This is a genomic window from Sphingopyxis sp., from assembly GCF_051861155.1.
Lineage (GTDB): Bacteria > Pseudomonadota > Alphaproteobacteria > Sphingomonadales > Sphingomonadaceae > Sphingopyxis.
The window spans coordinates 234,144-251,023 of the sequence record NZ_JBHYDE010000004.1 but is presented as its reverse complement, the minus strand read 5'-3'; the positions used below and the strand labels follow the sequence as shown (position 1 = coordinate 251,023).

General features: G+C 65.0%; 15 protein-coding genes. 11 read left to right on the top strand and 4 right to left on the bottom strand.

All coding sequences use genetic code 11. The features are described from left to right. Positions 1–101: 101 nt before the first annotated feature. Positions 102–1,154 carry a LacI family DNA-binding transcriptional regulator gene (locus ACTIFP_RS09380; protein WP_439568448.1) on the bottom strand — a complete coding sequence of 351 codons (1,053 nt, stop codon included), beginning with the start codon at positions 1,152–1,154 and terminating at the stop codon, positions 102–104. A gap of 68 nt (positions 1,155–1,222) precedes the next feature. Beyond that, positions 1,223–2,560 (bottom strand): MFS transporter, encoded by a 1,338-nt coding sequence (locus ACTIFP_RS09375; protein WP_439568447.1) that lies wholly within the window; start codon positions 2,558–2,560, stop codon positions 1,223–1,225. Between the two features lie 153 nt (positions 2,561–2,713). Here ACTIFP_RS09375 and ACTIFP_RS09370 point away from each other — a divergent pair, with 153 nt between their 5' ends. The 3 genes from ACTIFP_RS09370 to ACTIFP_RS09360 all read left to right on the top strand — a co-directional run bounded on the left by ACTIFP_RS09370 (position 2,714) and on the right by ACTIFP_RS09360 (position 7,328). Next, entirely contained in the window at positions 2,714–5,209 is a 2,496-nt protein-coding gene (locus ACTIFP_RS09370; RefSeq protein WP_439568446.1) for a TonB-dependent receptor domain-containing protein, read from the top strand. 77 nt (positions 5,210–5,286) lie between these two features. Then, the gene (locus tag ACTIFP_RS09365) at positions 5,287–6,432 is read left to right on the top strand and encodes a glycoside hydrolase family 68 protein (protein WP_439568445.1); all 1,146 of its coding nucleotides are present in this window, start codon (positions 5,287–5,289) and stop codon (positions 6,430–6,432) included. Beyond that, on the top strand, positions 6,432–7,328 hold the full coding sequence (locus ACTIFP_RS09360) for an ROK family protein (RefSeq protein WP_439568444.1): 897 nt from the start codon (positions 6,432–6,434) through the stop codon (positions 7,326–7,328). Before ACTIFP_RS09365 ends, ACTIFP_RS09360 begins: the two co-directional genes overlap by 1 nt. A 341-nt stretch (positions 7,329–7,669) precedes the next feature. Here the strand turns inward: ACTIFP_RS09360 and ACTIFP_RS09355 are convergent, their stop codons facing one another. After that, on the bottom strand, positions 7,670–8,080 hold the full coding sequence (locus tag ACTIFP_RS09355; RefSeq protein ID WP_439568443.1) for a hypothetical protein: 411 nt from the start codon (positions 8,078–8,080) through the stop codon (positions 7,670–7,672). A gap of 76 nt (positions 8,081–8,156) precedes the next feature. Further along, positions 8,157–8,504, bottom strand: coding sequence for a winged helix-turn-helix transcriptional regulator (locus tag ACTIFP_RS09350; RefSeq protein WP_439568442.1), 348 nt, complete (start codon positions 8,502–8,504; stop codon positions 8,157–8,159). Between the two features lie 147 nt (positions 8,505–8,651). On the opposite strand from ACTIFP_RS09350, the gene ACTIFP_RS09345 reads away from it, so the two are divergent. From ACTIFP_RS09345 to ACTIFP_RS09310, 8 genes are all read left to right on the top strand, one after another. After that, positions 8,652–9,314, top strand: coding sequence for a glutathione S-transferase family protein (locus ACTIFP_RS09345; protein WP_439568441.1), 663 nt, complete (start codon positions 8,652–8,654; stop codon positions 9,312–9,314). Positions 9,315–9,368: 54 nt separating this feature from the next. Further along, positions 9,369–9,851, top strand: coding sequence for a GFA family protein (locus tag ACTIFP_RS09340; protein WP_439568440.1), 483 nt, complete (start codon positions 9,369–9,371; stop codon positions 9,849–9,851). 73 nt (positions 9,852–9,924) lie between these two features. Beyond that, a complete protein-coding gene (locus tag ACTIFP_RS09335; RefSeq protein ID WP_439568439.1) occupies positions 9,925–11,160 on the top strand; it encodes an MFS transporter in 1,236 nt (411 codons plus the stop codon). Positions 11,161–11,207: 47 nt separating this feature from the next. Beyond that, positions 11,208–12,413, top strand: a complete 1,206-nt coding sequence (gene purT, locus ACTIFP_RS09330; protein WP_439568570.1) for a formate-dependent phosphoribosylglycinamide formyltransferase — start codon at positions 11,208–11,210, stop codon at positions 12,411–12,413. A gap of 16 nt (positions 12,414–12,429) precedes the next feature. After that, a complete protein-coding gene (locus ACTIFP_RS09325) occupies positions 12,430–13,083 on the top strand; it encodes a TVP38/TMEM64 family protein (protein WP_439568438.1) in 654 nt (217 codons plus the stop codon). Continuing rightward, the gene (locus tag ACTIFP_RS09320; protein ID WP_439568437.1) at positions 13,080–13,535 is read left to right on the top strand and encodes an AAC(3)-I family aminoglycoside N-acetyltransferase; all 456 of its coding nucleotides are present in this window, start codon (positions 13,080–13,082) and stop codon (positions 13,533–13,535) included. The genes ACTIFP_RS09325 and ACTIFP_RS09320 overlap by 4 nt, the downstream gene beginning before the upstream one ends. Positions 13,536–13,567: 32 nt before the next feature. After that, positions 13,568–16,381 (top strand): DNA polymerase I, encoded by a 2,814-nt coding sequence (polA, locus tag ACTIFP_RS09315; protein WP_439568436.1) that lies wholly within the window; start codon positions 13,568–13,570, stop codon positions 16,379–16,381. Continuing rightward, a complete protein-coding gene (locus ACTIFP_RS09310; protein WP_439568435.1) occupies positions 16,378–16,869 on the top strand; it encodes a hypothetical protein in 492 nt (163 codons plus the stop codon). The genes polA and ACTIFP_RS09310 overlap by 4 nt, the downstream gene beginning before the upstream one ends. Positions 16,870–16,880 lie beyond the last annotated feature (11 nt).

The window sequence follows — 16,880 nt, the reverse complement described above, 5'->3', positions numbered from 1 at the left end:
GGCATTCGGCCTCTTGATGTGAAAGAACCGCCTATTGGTCAGCAGGCCTGTGGTTCGAGCGCTGGAGCGTCCAATACTCCTTCCTGAAACTCTTGGACGCTCTACCCAATCGAAGCGCTACCGCCGATCCGGCGCGTCGTTTCACGTGCGATGAGTTCGGGTATCATCACAAGGCTGTCTGTTGTCTCACCCTCGATACGGCGCCGCAGCTTGTCGACGATCGCCTTGGCTCCCACGCCGATGTCCTGCCGGATCGTCGTCAGCGGCGGCACCGTCTGGGCGGCGAGCGGCAGGTCGTCGTAGCCGACGATTTGCACCGCATCGGGCACGCGGTGTCCGCGCGCGTGCAACTCCTTCAGCGCCGCCATCGCGATCAGGTCGGACGCCGCGACGATGCCGTCGAAAGGCGCCGCATGCGCCGCCAGGGCCGCCCCGATGTTCGCGACGATTTCCTCGTCCGACAGGTGGAGCGGAAAGTGGGTCAACTCGATCCGCGCCGCCGCCTGCTCGACGCCCGTCAGCCGCTGCGCGATCTCGATCCCCGTCGTGTCGCCCAAGAACAGGAGCCGCGTCGCGCCGCGTTCGATCAGATGCTCGGCCGCCAGCCGACCGCCAAGGGCGTTGTCGGTGCCGACGACGCAGTGACGCTGGCCCGCGCGATGATGCCCCCAGACCACCATGGGCCGATAGGCTTCAGCGACCCGTTCGATCGTGTCGAACTGGTCCGATTGCCCGATGACGATCACCCCGTCGGTCATCCCCGATCCGGTGATCCGGTCGAGCCACTCCTCATTCTCGTCAGGGATCGCGCGGCTCAGCATGATGTCGTAGCCGCTCTCGGTCAGCTCGTCGGCCAGTGCGCCAAGCAAAGTCATGAAAAAGGGATCGGAGATGTGCTGGCGCCGTTCATGCCCCAGCGGGATAACGACGCCGATCACACCAGTGCGGCGCGACCGCAGCTTACTGGCCATCTGATTGGGCCGCACGCCATGGCGGCGGGCGAGATCGCGAATATGGTTGCGGGTCTTCAGATTGACGAGCGGACTGCCCGCCAGCGCACGCGACACGGTGCCGGTCGACACGCCCGCCACCCGGGCGAGATCGGCCAGGGTGCGGATCTGCCTGCCATCCTCTTCGCCGTCACCATCCGCCATATTCCCAGCACGCTCCTGATATTATGACGCGCGCCTAGCATGAAATGGGGGCGGTCGCGAACAGCTTGTCAGGCCGCCACCTTGTCGCCGCGCCGGACGGCCCGCCCCGCATCGACGACCATCGTCGCCACCGCGCCCGCCAGCATCAGGACGCCGCCGAGCATGATCGCATTGCGCGGATCGCCGCCCAGGAGCGGGCGGTAGATCAGCGGCATGGTCAGGGTTTCGACCAGCATCGGAATGACGATGAACATGTTGAAGATGCCCATATAGATGCCGTTGCGTTCGGGCGGGATAGCGTCGGCCAGCATGACATAGGTGTTCCCCATCATCCCGGCCCAGCCGATTCCGATACCGAGCATCGCGGCATAGAGCGGGAGCGGGCCTGCGCCGCCGATCTGCGGGATCGCCAGCATGGCCAGGCCCGATCCGGTGAGGCACAGCGCATGGATGCTGCGCGCGCCCCAGCGCCGGACGACCGGGATCAACAGCAGCGCACTGACAAAAGCGATCAGATTGTAGAACGCACCAAGTTGCTGCGCGGTGAGCGCCGCGTCGCGAAATCCCTCGGTCGCCGGATCAGCGGTTCCATGAAGCGAGCGCGCCAGCGCAAAGGCGATGAACTGCCAATAAAGGAACATCGCATACCATTGGCAAAACATCGCGAGCGCCAGCTGGCGCATCGGGCGCGGCATGGCGGCGATCGCGTCGCGGATTTCGGCCAGCGTCGCCCGAACGGTCAGCGGTCGCTCGTCGAGCATCGCCTCCTCCTTGACGGTCAACGGCAGCTCGGGGACGCGGATCACCGACCACAGGATCGTCGAAAGCGATAGCACGGCGCCGATGACGAAAGCGATGCGGACGATTTGCGGGATGCCGTTAGCGTCAAGCAGGTTACGGTCGATCACCAGCGCGAGCAGCGACGGCGCCAGATAGGACAAGGTCTGCGCCAGCCCGGTGAACGCGCTTTGGGTCAGGAACCCGACCGGACGCTGATCGGGCGCGAGGCGGTCGGCGACATAGGCGCGGTAAGGCTCCATGGTGACATTATTGCCCGCATCGAGCAGCCAGAGCAGCGATGCCGCCATCCATAATGTCGGCGAATAGGGCATTAGAAACAGACTGATCGAACAGATGATCGCCCCGATCAGGAAATAGGGCGTCCGGCGCCCGAACCGTGAGCGGGTGCGGTCGCTCATTGCGCCGACGATCGGCTGGACGAGCAATCCGGTCATCGGCCCGGCGAGCCAGAGTAGCGGCATCGTCGCCTCGTCGGCGCCCAGAAAACCATAGATCGGGCCCATATTGGCCTGTTGCAGCCCGAAACTGAACTGCAGCCCGAAAAAGCCGATGTTCATTTCGATGATTCGCCAAAGCGACAGCCGCGGCTTGCCGATTTCTGCCATTTTCCTCTCCCCGGCGCTGCCTTGCGAACGCCTTATCCTGTCATCTGTACCCGAAAGTGTCGAAATTGCAATCGATTGCATTTTCATATTGCAATCGATTGTATCGTGGCTATGCAGAGCAACGAATCAGAAAAGAGACATGGGAGATTAGCGATGAAGTACCGTGCCATTTTGGCGGCGAGTTCAGCCGTCCTGTTCCTGCTTCCCGCCGCCGCGATGGCGCAGGACGCTCCGGCGCCTGTCGAGCAGACACCCACCGACGACGTCCTCGGCCTCGACGCCATTGTCGTCACCGCAACTCCCAGGAGCGGCAACCGGCTCGACACGTCGGTATCGGTCAGCGTGCTGTCGGAATCGGCGGTGGCCGAAGCGGCGCCGCGCACGACCGCCGAGATTTTCCGCCAGATCCCGGGGATCCGTTCCGAAGCGACCGGCGGCGACGGCAATGCCAATATCGCGGTGCGCGGCCTGCCCGTCGCATCGGGCGGCGCCAAGTTCCTCCAGCTTCAGGAAGACGGCCTGCCGGTGCTGCAATTCGGCGACATCGCGTTCGGCAACGCCGACATCTTTCTGCGCGCCGACCAGACCGTAGGGTCCATCCAGGCGGTGCGCGGCGGTTCGGCCTCGACGCTGGCGTCGAACGCCCCCGGCGGCGTGATCAACTTCCTGTCCAAGGATGGTAGCGAGGCCGGCGGCGTCGTCATGGCGACGCTGGGTCTCGATTATGAAGAATATCGGCTCGACTTCAACTATGGTGCGCCGCTCGGCGACAAGACGCGCTTCAACATCGGCGGCTTCTGGCGCGAGGGCGAAGGCCCGCGCCGCGCCGGTTACAACGGCAACAGCGGTTACCAGATCAAGGCGAACCTGACCCAGGAGTTCGATTCGGGCTATATCCGCCTCTATGCCAAGCGGCTCGACGATCGCGCGATCGGCTATCTGCCGATGCCGACGCTGGTGACGGGCAGCAACGCCGATCCGAAATATCAATCCTTCCCGGGCTTCAACATCAAATCGGACACGCCGCACAGCGCCTTGTTCACCACCGACGTCGGGCTCGACGGCGACAACAATCGCCGCACCACCGACATCACCGACGGCATGCACCCCGTGGTCACCGCCGTCGGCTTCGAGGCGGTGTTCGAACCCGCCGACGGCTTTCGGGTCGAAAACCGCTTCCGCTGGTCCGAAGTCAGCGGACGCTTTGTATCACCCTTCCCGTCCGAAGTCGCCGGCGCGCAGGCCGTCGCCAATTCGACCGGCGCCTATCTGTTGACCGGCGATTTCGCGGGCGCGGTCCCCGTCGGCACGACCTTTTCGCTGCGCTATGCCAACGGTTCCAACGCGGGTCAGACGATCAACCCGGCCACGCTCAACGGCAATGGCCTGTTGATGCGGACCCATTTGTTCAATACCGAAATCAACGATTTCGGCGGCTTCACCAACGATTTGAAGCTCAGCAAGGACATCGGCCCCGCGACGCTGACCGCCGGCTTCTACAAGGCGCGCCAGAATATCGACATGGACTGGGTGTGGAACAGCTATCTGTTGGAAGTGAAGGGCGACAATGCCGCGCTGGTCAATGTCGTCAACAATGCCACCGGACAGGTGCTGACGCAGAACGGCCTTTATGCCTATGGCGTGCCCTTCTGGGGTAATTGCTGCCAGCGCAGCTATAACGCGACCTACGACATCGATGCGCCCTATGCGGCGCTGGGGCTCGATTTCGATGCGCTGACGCTCGATGCCAGCATCCGTTACGATCATGTCCGCGCCCGCGGCAATTATGCCGGGTCGCTGCAGGCGGCGAATTTTGACGTCAATGGCGACGGCACGATCCAGCCGGTCGAACGCAGTGTGTCGCTGATCGACAATGGTCGGCCCAGCCCGGTCAACTACAACATCGGCTACTGGTCCTGGTCGCTTGGCGCCAATTACCGCCTGTCGGACGACGCCGCGGTGTTCGCGCGCGCCAGCCGCGGCGGCCGTGCCAACGCCGATCGCCTGTTGTTCGGCGTCGTGCGCCCCGACGGTTCGGTGCGCAAGGCCGACGCGATCGATTATGTGACGCAATATGAGGTCGGCGCGAAATATCGCAGTGGCCCGTTCGGCCTGTTCCTGACCGGTTTCCACGCCACCACCCAGGAACAGAATTTCGAGGTTACGAGCGGCCGCTTCCTCGATCGCACCTACAAGGCGACCGGCGTCGAGCTTGAAGGCGCGTTCCGGTCGGGCATCTTCGACCTGCGTCTGGGCGCGACTTATACCGACGCCGAAATTTCAAAGGATGCGATCTCGCCGGCCAATGAGGGCAACACTCCGCGCCGTCAGGCCAAGCTGATCTATCAGGTCACCCCGGCGATCGATTTCGACATCGTGCGCGCGGGTTTCAATGTCGTCGGCACGACCAAGGCGTTTGCGCAGGACGACAACCAGCTGGTGTTCCCCGCCTATACGCAGGTCAACGCCTTCATCAACATCCGGCCGATTGAGCATGTCGAACTGTCGCTCAACGCCAATAATCTGTTCAACGTTACCGGGATCACCGAGGCGGAGGAGGGCTCGATCGTGAGCAATGCGAATAATTATATTCGCGCGCGCTCGATCAACGGCCGCACCGTCTCGGCCTCACTGCGGTTCGAATTCTGAGCCGCGCTGGGTCGCAGGGCACGGGAATGTCGGTTTCGACCGGCATTCCCGTTGCTTTGCCTGAGGAGTTAGGAACGATGCCGCCATCCCACAGCGCAACGACGGGCATCGAGACGCTGCATTGGCGGGTCGCCGCCGACCGGACGATCGAAGCCGCGGCGCACGCGCGCATACCGGTGCTGCGCGCCGCCGACGTCCGGCGCGCTGCGTCCGACCTCGACATTTGGGATGCCTGGCCGCTCGCCGACGTCGCCGGACAGCCGGTCCAGTGGCGCGGCGGCGAATTGTGGTTCGCGCTCGCCGCCCCGGTCGCGCCGAATCCCGAACAGCGCCATTTCGCGGCACGCATCCACCATTTCCACCGCCGCGCCGACGCCTTCCACCATCTTGGTCCGACGCTGCCCGCGGGGCTGTCCACCGGCAGCCGCGAATGGTCGGGCTCGGCGCGGCTGGAGGGCGGCAAGGTGCATCTCTATTTCACCGCCGCGGGTCGGCGCGGCGAGGCTCTTCCCAGCTATTTGCAGCGATTGTTCGTGACCAGCTCGACCTTGAGCGATCAGGACGACGCGGTGTTTGGCCGCTGGTCGGCGCCGCGCGAGTTGCTGGCACCCGGCGGCCCCTATCTCGACGCCGACGCGCCGGACGGACGGCTCGGCGAGATCAAGGCGTTCCGCGACCCGTTCGCGTGGCGCAGCGCCGCAGGCGACGAATATCTGTTGTTCACCGCGTCGTCGGCGCGCGATCGCGGGGCGCATAACGGCCTCGTCGGGCTGGCGTTGGCAGAAGCCGACGGCGGCTATCGCGCGCTGCCGCCGCTGGTCGATGCGACCGGAACCAACAATGAACTTGAGCGGCCGCATATCGTCGCGCACGGCAGCCGTCTTTATCTTTTCTGGTCGACCCAAGCCAAGGTGTTCGCCCCCGGCATTACGGCGCCGACGGGCCTCTATGGCGCGGTGGCCGACCGGATCGGGGGTCCATGGATGCTGCTCAACGATCATGGCCTGGTGCTCGCTAACCCCCTCCGCGAACCGTTCCAGGCCTATAGCTGGTGGGTGTTGCCCGATCTGTCGGTCGCCAGCTTTGTCGATTATTGGGGCGTCGACGATGCCACCGCTTCGAGCAAACCTCTCGGACGTAGTCAATTCGGCGGCGCGTTCGCGCCTTTCCTCCATCTCGATCTGGATGGCGCGCGCGCCGGCCTGAAACAGAGCGGCCGCTGATGATGGAGCTAGCCGGAATCGAGCTCGGCGGCACCAAAACAATCGTCGTGCGCGGGGCGCCCGGTGCTATTCGCGATCGCGTCGAATTCCCCACCACGAACCCCGGCGACACTCTGACCCACGCCGCCGACATCGTCGCCGCATGGCACGCCGAGTACGCCATCGCAGCGCTTGGCATCGCCAGCTTCGGCCCTGTCCGCGTCGATCCCTGCGCATCTGACTACGGCGAAATCCTGACCACGCCAAAAGCAGGATGGAGCGGCGCCCGCGTGCGAGGATTGCTGCGCAAACGGCTGGGCCTTCCGACGGCTATCGATACTGATGTCAACGCTGCGGCGCTCGCCGAATATGCGCTGGGCGCGGCGCAAAACTGTGCCACCATGGCCTATGTCACGATCGGAACCGGAATCGGCTGCGGCGTCCTGGTCGATGGCAAGCCGATGCATGGCATTTTGCATCCCGAAATCGGCCATCTTCGCCTGCGCCGTGTTCCCGGCGATCGGTTTGGGGGACATTGTCCCTTTCATGGCGATTGCATCGAAGGCCTGATCAGCGGGCCTGCGCTCGCGGCGCGTTTCGCGCGCCATCCAGCCGAAGTGCCGTCTGATGACCCGGCCTGGCAGCCGGTCGTCGCCGATTTTTCTGAGCTTCTCGCTTCGCTCATTCTGAGCTATTCGCCGCAACGGATCGTGATCGGCGGCGGCGTGGCACAAAAGCAAGCGCATTTGCGCGCCGCTGCGACTGCGGCGGTCCCGCGCCTGCTGGCGGCATATCTCACCGATGTAAACGCCGACCGGCTCCGCGAGTTGGTTGTCGCCGCTGGACTCGGCGACGATGCCGGGCCGACCGGCGCGCTGCTGCTTGCCCGCCGGGCGACCGGAGCTTTGCCGGGCTAAACAGCGAGAGCCAATAGGTTGGACCAGAAGTCCGACAAATGAATGACGATGCTGAGTCGCAAAGCGGACGTCGCAACGCTAGTGATGCGCCCATTCAGATCGGACGATGTTATTTATCCGCTAACGCATGCGCTAAGGTGTCGAATATGAAAGCGCGGATTTCACATGTAGTCGAATTATTCCAACTCGATATTTCGTCAAACCTACAAATTTTATTAAATGTCATAAACATGATTTTGACAATGGCTGCTCGGTCATTTCGAATCTAATATTTTCTGTTATTTATTATTCAATACGTTACAATGAATTCGACAATTGCGTGTGAGCGAAGGCCTGACCGTTCAGGACGCCGCAAATTCGTCGGTGCGCCACTGCCAAATCAGGAGGAGCAGGCCGACGATGATGAAGACGGCGAAGCCCGACAGCATCCAAGCGTTCACATACCATTGCTCGCCCCATTCGAACTCACCCCCCATGATACGCGCCCAACCGCGAAAATGCTGCGTGGCCGCAACCGACAGGCCGAACACGGCGAACACCGCCGACAAATAGCGCACTAGCCAGTGCGCCGGATTGGGCAGCATCAGCAACAGCCCAAGCAGGCCGATCACGGTGCGCTGGCTGCGGCAATAGGGGCATTCATAGACGAGGCCAGTCAGGTCGACCGTCCAGGTCAGAATGGCAATCGCGATGGCGGCGATGCCCACCATCCGGCGATGTCGCAACAAGTGCTCCGGTAGATTATCCAGCATTTGAGACCCTCCCCATTTTTCTCCTCGCGACCGCTATACGCAGTCTGCGCGCGCACGACCACCTATTGGTGTTACACTATATCATTGCAACTTGGCCTGGCAACACCCGCGCGGTGTCATTGACCCCCTCCCACCAGTCGCCCAGCGCGTCGATCAGCGGGACGAGCCGTTCGCCGTCCGCGGTCAGATCATATTCGACGCGCCGCGGATAGCCTTCGAATTCGGTGCGCCGGACGATCTCCGCATCCTCCAGCTTGCGCAATTCGAGCGTCAGCATCTTGTGCGAAATCGTCGGATTATCGCGGCGCAGATCGCTGAACCGCTTCGTCCCGTCACTGAGGTAATAGATCAGCAGCGTTGGCCAGCGCCCGCTCAGCACCTGCATCACCTCTTCGATCGGACAACGCGAAACCAGATCTTTCATCATCGCCTCATGGTTACAAAAAGGTGCGTAATTTACCCGGCGTTCCAGCGCCCTATATCGGCAACCGCTGCGCAGCTCCCCCCCTCAAGAAAACGGAGCAATACATTGGAACCGATCCTTATCTATGGCTTCCCGCTGGGAAGTTCCATGGGCCTTGTTGCGGCCCTCGAATGGCTGGGCCAACCCTATCGCCTGTGCCGCGTCGACATGCTCGGCGAAATGCGCGAGCCATCCTATGCCCGCATCAATGCACGGCACGAAACGCCAGTGCTGATTACCGATCAGGGCAAGGTGCTGACCGAGACGATGGCGATCGCGCACTGGTTTGCGGCGCGCGACGACGAGCGGCGGATCAGCCCCGACCCGCTGTCGGCCGAAGGCGACCGGATGCGGCAGATCATGGCGTTCATCAACAGCGGCTTTACCGGTGCGTTCACGCCGCTGTGGGTTGCGCTCGAAATGGACCCGCCGCGCCCGGCGATGCAGGCGGCGTTGCGCGAATGGGGCAAGGAAGCGGTGGCAGAACGGCACGACAAGCTCGAAGCGATGGTCGGCGACGGCCCCTATCTGGTCGGCGACCGCCCGACGCTGGCCGACGCGCTGTTCATCGGCATCGCGCGCTGGCTGGAATTTCACGAGGTCGCCGCGCCCGTCCGCTGGCCAAAGCTCGCGGCGCTACGCGCAAGGCTGGAGGCCGAACCGGCGGTCATCTACGCCACCGCGCTCGAAAGCGGTGAAAGACCCTCGGGAAGTGGCCTGTGCCGCGGCCATGTGCCGCTGGCCGACGTGATCGAGCGCTTCGGCGCCTGATCCCGAAGGAGCGGCGCGGTTGCGGGGCCGCGCCGCCCTTGATAGCATCGGGCCATGGACAGGATCGAAACCCAGGCCTCGGGCGGCTGTCAATGCGGCGCGGTGCGCTATCATGTGACCGCGGTGCTCGACACGTCGCATATCTGCCATTGCCGGATGTGCCAGAAGGCGGCGGGCAATTTTTTTGCCGCCTTGATCGGCGTCCCGCGCGACGCGATCACCTGGACGCGCGGCGAGCCGGCGACCTTCGCCAGTTCGGACAAGGCGGCGCGCGGCTTCTGCCGCGCCTGCGGGACGCCGCTGCTGTACGATTATGCCGAGAGCAAACACATCAACCTGACCACCGGCTCGTTCGACGAGCCCGCACGCTTTGCGCCCAAGGTGCAGTTCGGCCTCGAAGGCCGCCTGCCCTGTTTCGCCGACCTGCCGCTGAAGGCCGAAGGCACGACCGAGGAAACGATGGCGGCCTATGTCGGCGCGATCAAGGCGACCAATCACCAGCACCCCGACCACGATACCGACCGCTGGCCGGCATGAGCCGCTGCGCATAGAAATCGCTGGCCGGTCCCCGCGTCTGTGATACCTTCAACGCGGGCAGGGGGTATCGGCGATGGCAACGCAAGCGATCGAAGGCCGGGTAAGCGGCGCGCGCATAGGCTGGATCGTGGCGCTGATCGCGCTGTCGGTGCTGCTCAACTATGTCGATCGCGGCGCCATCGGGGTGGCGGCGCCGCTGATGAAGGACGAGCTCCAGCTCTCGGCGACGGGTTTTGGCATCGCGGTCTCGGCGTTCTTCTGGGTCTATGCGCCCGCCTGTCTGGTCGTCGGCTGGCTGTGCGACCGGTTCTGCGTTTACCGCGTCTTTGCGATCGGCGTCGCGATCTGGGCGATCAGCACCGCACTCACCGGCTTTGTCGGCGGGCTCGCCGCGCTCATCCTGCTCCGCCTGTTCCTTGGCCTTGGCGAAAGCATCGCTTTTCCCGGCAGCAGCAAGATTTTCGCTGCCGAAGTTCCGGTCGAGCGCCGCGGTATCGCGAACGCCTCGGTCTCCGCCGCGATCGCCTTTGGCCCGGCAGCGGGGGTGTTGTTCGGCGGCGCGATCCTCGGCGAATGGGGGTGGCGGGCGGTGTTCTGGATTTTCGGGCTCGGCACCCTGCTGTGGCTGGTCCCCTGGCAGATCGTGTCGGCACCGCTGCGCGCCAAAAGCATCGCCGCGCCCGCCGCCGAACGCGTGCCGCTGGCGCGCCTGCTCCGCCTTCCCACCCTGTGGCGCGTCGGCGCGGCGCATTTCCTGTCCAACTACGGCTTCTACTTCCTGCTCGCCTGGCTGCCGCTCTACCTCGTCAAGACCGCGGGCTATACGATTGCCGAAATGACTTGGCTCACGACCCTCAGTTTCACCACGCAAGGGGTTGTCGCGCTCGCAGGGGGATGGATATCCGACCGGATGGTGGCGAACGGCAGCGACGAGGGCGAATTGCGGCGCCGGTTGATGATCGGCGGCCAGATTGCGATCGCTGCGGCGATAGCGGGGGTCGGCGCGAGCGACAGCATCGCGCCGCTCGCCGCCTGGCTCGCGCTCGCCGGGTTCGGCGCAGGCCTGATCGCGACAAATTTGTTCGCCATAGGCCAGATTTTCGCCGGACCGCGCGCGGCGGGCAGCTGGGTCGGGGTACAGAACGCGCTGGGCAATGTGTCGGGGATCATCGGGCCGATCGTTACCGGGCTGATCGTCGATTATCTTGGCGGCTATACCTATGCCTTTGCCAGCGCCGCCATCCTCTCCGCGCTCGGCGCGCTGCTGTGGTGGAAGTTCATCCCCGCGATCCGTCCGGTCGCGCTGTGATTCAGCCGCTGGCGAATCCTGTCGGCGGCGCCTAGAGGCGGGGCGCAATTTCCAGCACCGGAGCGCCTGCCATGACCCCCACCGCCACCATCCTGCTGCTCGGATCGGGCGAACTCGGCCGCGAATTCGTGATCTCGGCGAAGCGGCTCGGGTGCCGCGTGATCGCCTGCGACAGCTATGAAGACGCGCCCGCGATGCAGGTCGCCGATGGCTTCGAGGTGTTCTCGATGCTCGACGGCGACGCGCTGCGTGCGACGATCGACAAGCACCGGCCCGACCATATCGTCCCCGAAGTCGAGGCGATCCGCACCGAAGTGCTTGCCGAGGTGGAAGCCGCGGGGTTCCACGTCGTGCCGTCGGCGCGCGCCGCGCAGCTGACGATGAACCGCGACGCGATCCGCGACCTGGCGGCCAGCGAACTCGGCCTTGCCACCTCGACCTTCGAATATGCCGAAACGCGCGAGGAATTGCACGCAGCCGCGGGACGCATCGGCCTTCCGCTGGTCGTCAAACCGGTGATGTCATCATCGGGCAAGGGCCAGAGCACCGTCAAGGACGCCGCCGACATCGACGCGGCGTGGGACTATGCCGCCGCCGGGATGCGCGGCGACCGGCTGCGCGTGATTGCCGAGGCGTTCATCGACTTCGATTACGAGATCACCCTGCTGACCTTGCGTCACAAGGATGGCGTCAGCTTTTGCCCGCCGGTCGGCCACCGGCAGGAACGCGGCGATTATCGCGAAAGCTGGCAGCCCGCAGCGATGTCCGCCGCCGCCTTGGCCAACGCGCAGGACATGGCGACCAAAGTCGTCGATGCGCTGGGCGGGCACGGTATTTTCGGGGTCGAGTTTTTCGTCAAGGGCGACGCGGTCATCTTCTCCGAGCTCAGCCCGCGCCCGCACGACACCGGCATGGTCACCCTTATCTCGCAGTCGCTGTCCGAATTCGACCTTCACGCTCGCGCCATCCTTGGCCTGCCGATCCCGGCGATCGCGGTTCCCGATGCCAGCGCCAGCGCGGTGCTGCTCGCTGACCGCGACGCGGCGGATTTCGCGATCACCGGTCTGGCCGACGCGCTCGCGGCACCGAACGGCGCCACGTCGATCGACGCCCGTATCTTCGGCAAGCCGGTCACCCGTCCGTACCGCCGGATGGGCGTCACGCTGGCGCGCGTCGCAGGCGGCAGCACCGACGACGCACGCGCGGCGGCGGTCGCCGCGGCGGCCCGGCTCGCCATCGACTATCGCGACTGACGCGTTAGACAGGGGCATGGCAGAACGCCCTTCCCCGCTGCGGCGCTGGCTGACGATCGCTGTCCTGCTGGCGATCGTCGTCGGGGTGCCGCTGATCTTTCGCGAAGAATTTATCGCGATCAGCGACCGGGTGCTGGCGGCGGCCGACGAACGCCCCCTTGCCGCCGCGGCGCTGATCGTCACCGCACTGACGCTCGATGTCTTCCTGCCGGTACCCAATGGCGTGACCAACACGCTGGCGGGCGCCGCCTTTGGTTTTGCGATCGGCACGCTCGTCATATGGCTCGGGCTGATGGGCGGAAGCATCGCGGGCTATGCGCTCGGCCGCTGGGCCGCCCGGCCGCTGGCGGCGCGCCTGCTCGGCGCCGACGATTTGGAACGTGCACATATACTTGCCGAACGCGCGGGGCCGGTCGCGCTGATCGTGTCGCGCCCGGTGCCGATTCTCTGCGAGCTCACCCCTATCGCCGCGGGCGTCGCCGGAATGGAATTTCGCCGCTTTCTGTTTGCCGTCGCGCTGGGTAATCTGGGGGTCGGCATGGTGTATGCCGCGATCGGCGCCGCAGCCGTCGAGCGCACCTCAACCGCGTTGCTCATGCTGGGAGCGATCGGCGTGCCGCTGGCGGCATGGCTTGGCTGGCAAACGATCGAACGGTGGAGAAGGTCATGATTGTCAGGCGCCTGGGGACTGCAGATGTTGCTGCAATGCGCGCGCTCAACGGCGTCTATGCCGCCGCCTTCGACGATCCTGTCACCTATCGCACCGATCAGCCGGACGACGGATGGCTGTCGCGCCAGCTCGCCAGGAACAGCGTCATCCTGCTGGTCGCCGAACTGAACGGCAAGGTCGTCGGCGGCCTGACCGCCTATGACTTGCCCAAGCTCGAAGCGGCGCGCAGCGAAATTTACGTTTACGACCTTGCGGTCGATGCGGCCTATCGCCGCCGCGGCGTGGCGACCGCGCTGATCGCCGAAGTTCAGCATATCGCCGCCGAAACCGGCGCCTGGGCGGTGTTCGTGCAGGCCGACTATGGCGACGACCCTGCGATTGCCCTGTACACCGGGCTTGGCGTGCGCGAGGATGTTCTGCATTTCGACCTGCCGCCGCTGGCGCGAGACTAGGCCGCCCGCATCGCCGCTGCTACACCGCCGCCATGTCGGACAAGAATCATCTCTATCTGGTCGATGGCTCCAGCTACATCTTCCGCGCCTATCACCGCCTGCCGCCGTTGACCAACCCGCATGGGGTGCCGGTGGGCGCGGTCTATGGTTACACCACGATGCTGTGGAAGCTCGCCAAGGATCTGCACGACGCCGACGGGCCGACCCATCTGGCGGTCATCCTCGACCACAGCAGCAAGTCGTTCCGCAACGATATTTACGACCAGTATAAGGCGAACCGGCCCGAGCCGCCCGAGGATCTGCGCCCGCAATTCCCGCTGATCCGCGACGCGACGCGCGCCTTTTCGCTGCCGTGCATCGAGACCGAGGGTTTCGAGGCCGACGACCTGATCGCCTCCTATGCCGAAGCGGCGGTGCGCGAGGGCTGGGACGTCACGATCGTCTCGTCCGACAAGGATCTGATGCAGTTGATCCGCGAGCCCGCCGAAGGTCCGCACGTCGACATGCTCGACACGATGAAGAATGTCCGGCTGGGGCTCGAAGCCGTGAACGAAAAGTTCGGCGTCGCGCCCGATCTGGTCGGCGACGTGCTCGCGCTGATGGGGGACAGCGTCGACAATGTCCCCGGCGTCCGCGGGGTCGGGCCAAAGACCGCGACCAAGCTGATCGTCGAATATGGCGATCTGGAAAAGGTGCTGGCCGGCGCCGAGACGATGAAGACGTCGAAGCTGCGCGACAATTTGATCGAACACGCCGACATGGCGCGCTTGTCGCGCGTGCTGGTCGAACTGAAGCGCGATTGTCCGCTGCCCGATGCGCTGGGCGACCTCAAGCTAGGCGCGATCCCGCCACTGCCGCTCAAGGCCTTCCTCGACGAGCATGGCTTCCGTTCGCTGTCGGCGAAGCTCGACCTGGGCGCGACGCCAAGTGGGCCGCCGACCTTGCCGCGCGCCGGCGCCGCCCCCGCGGCCGCCGACAGTGCCGCAGCGTCCACCCCGGCGCTGCCGCCGATGCCCGCAATCGACCGCTCGGCCTATGAAACCGTGACGACGCTCGACGCGCTCGACCGCTGGATCGCCGACGCCCGCGCGGCGCATGTCGTCGCGGTCGATACTGAAACCGCCAGCCTCGACAGCGTGACCGGACGGCTGGTCGGGGTCAGCCTGGCCACCGCACCGGGCAAGGCCTGTTACATCCCGCTCGGCCATGGCGGCACCGATATGTTCGCCGAAAAGCCCGAACAGATTGCGATGGACGCGGCGCTGGGTCGGCTGCGCGGCCTGTTCGCCGACGATGCGGTGCTGAAGGTCGGGCATAATCTGAAATATGACATCGGCGTGCTCGCCCAGCACGGCATCACCATCGCGCCCTATGACGACACGCTGGTGATGAGCTTTGCCCTCGACGCGGGCAAGCATCAGCACGGCCTTGATGAGCTGGCGAAGCTCCACCTCGATCATGTCTGCCTGACCTTCAAGGAGATGTGCGGGACCGGCAAATCGCAGATCAGTTTTGCCGAGGTGCAGCTGGACCGCGCCACCGAATATGCCGCCGAGGATGCCGATGTCGCGCTGCGGCTGTGGAAGCTGCTCAAGCTGCGCCTGCCAATCGAGGGCGGAACGCGTGTTTACGAGATGGTCGATCGCCCCCTCGCGGCGATCGTAGAGGGCATGGAGCGCGCGGGGATCATGGTCGACCGCGACTATCTGGCCAAGCTGTCGGGCGAGTTCGCGACCGAGATGCTGCGGATCGAGAGCGAAATCCACGCCCTCGCGGGCCAGCCCTTCGCGATCGGCAGCCCCAAGCAGCTCGGCGAAATCCTGTTCGACAAGCTGGGGCTGAAGGGCGGGCGCAAAGGCAAGTCGGGCGACTGGTCGACCGATCAGAACGAGCTCGAACGGCTCGAACGCGACGGGGTGCCGATCGCGCGCAAGATTCTGGAGTGGCGCCAGCTCGCCAAGCTGAAATCGACCTATACCGATGCGCTGCAAGGGCAGATTAACCCCACAACCGGCCGCGTCCACACCAGCTACAGCCTGGTCGGCGCGCAGACCGGACGGCTGTCGTCGACCGACCCCAATCTGCAGAATATCCCGATCCGTACCGAAACCGGGCGCCAGATCCGCGACGCCTTTATCGCCGCGCCCGGCCATGTCCTGATCGCCGCCGACTATAGTCAGATCGAGCTGCGGCTCGCCGCGCACATGGCCGATGTTCCCGAATTGAAGGAGGCGTTTGCGCAGGGGCAGGACATCCACGCGGCGACCGCGATCGAATTGTTCGGCGAAAGCAACCGCGACACCCGCGGCAAGGCAAAGACGGTCAATTTCTCGATCCTCTATGGCATTTCGCGCTGGGGGCTCGCGGGGCGGCTCGAAATCACCCCCGACGAGGCGCAGGCCTTGATCGCGCGCTATTTTGAGCGTTTCCCTGGGATTTCGGATTATATCACCGACACGCTCGATAAGGCGCGGGCGACGGGTTACACCGAGACGCTGTTCGGGCGCAAAACCTGGTTCCCGCGGATCAAGGCGGCCAGCCAGAACGAACGCGCGGGCAGCGAACGCGCCGCGATCAACGCGCCGATTCAGGGCACCAGCGCCGACCTGATCAAGCGCGCGATGGCGCGGATGCCCGCCGCGCTCGCCGACGCGGGGCTGTCCGACGTCAAAATGCTGCTCCAGGTCCACGACGAACTGGTGTTCGAGGCCCCGACGGACAAGGCCGAAGCCGCGGGCGCGGTCATCCGCACGGTGATGATGGGCGCCGCCGAACCGGCGCTGACCCTATCGGTCCCGCTCGAAGTTGAAATCGGCATTGGCAATAGCTGGGGCGAAGCGCATTGATCGCGGCGCTGCTGTTCGTCGCGGCGCTCGCCGCCGATCCCGTCGCTGTGCCTGCCCCGGCGGCCGTCGCGGCTGCGGCGCCGATCGCCGAGACAGACCTGCGCGAATTTGTCGCGATCGCGGCGCGCAAGGTCGCCGGACGCCCGGTGAACGGCCCGATCGCGAGCGCCGACAAGGTGCTGCTGATCGCGCGCGACGATAAGGGCTTTCCAGTGATCGCGGTCAGCACCGGTTTTCCGGCACGCCAATCCCTGCCCGCGCCGCCGCAAGGCACCCTTGCGGTTGTCCGGCTGCGCCAGCGTTACGAAACGCCGGTGCCTGGCCCCAGCCCAAGCGATCTCGCCTTCGTCGCCGCCAACCGGATGCCATTGTTCGTGATCGGCGAATGGGCGCGCCCGGCGCCGATGTGGGAGGTCGCGTGGGTCGATGACGCCGTCCGCTTTCGCACGATCGGCGAGGTCGGCGAAATCGGTCCCTGGCAGGACTGAACGACGCCCCG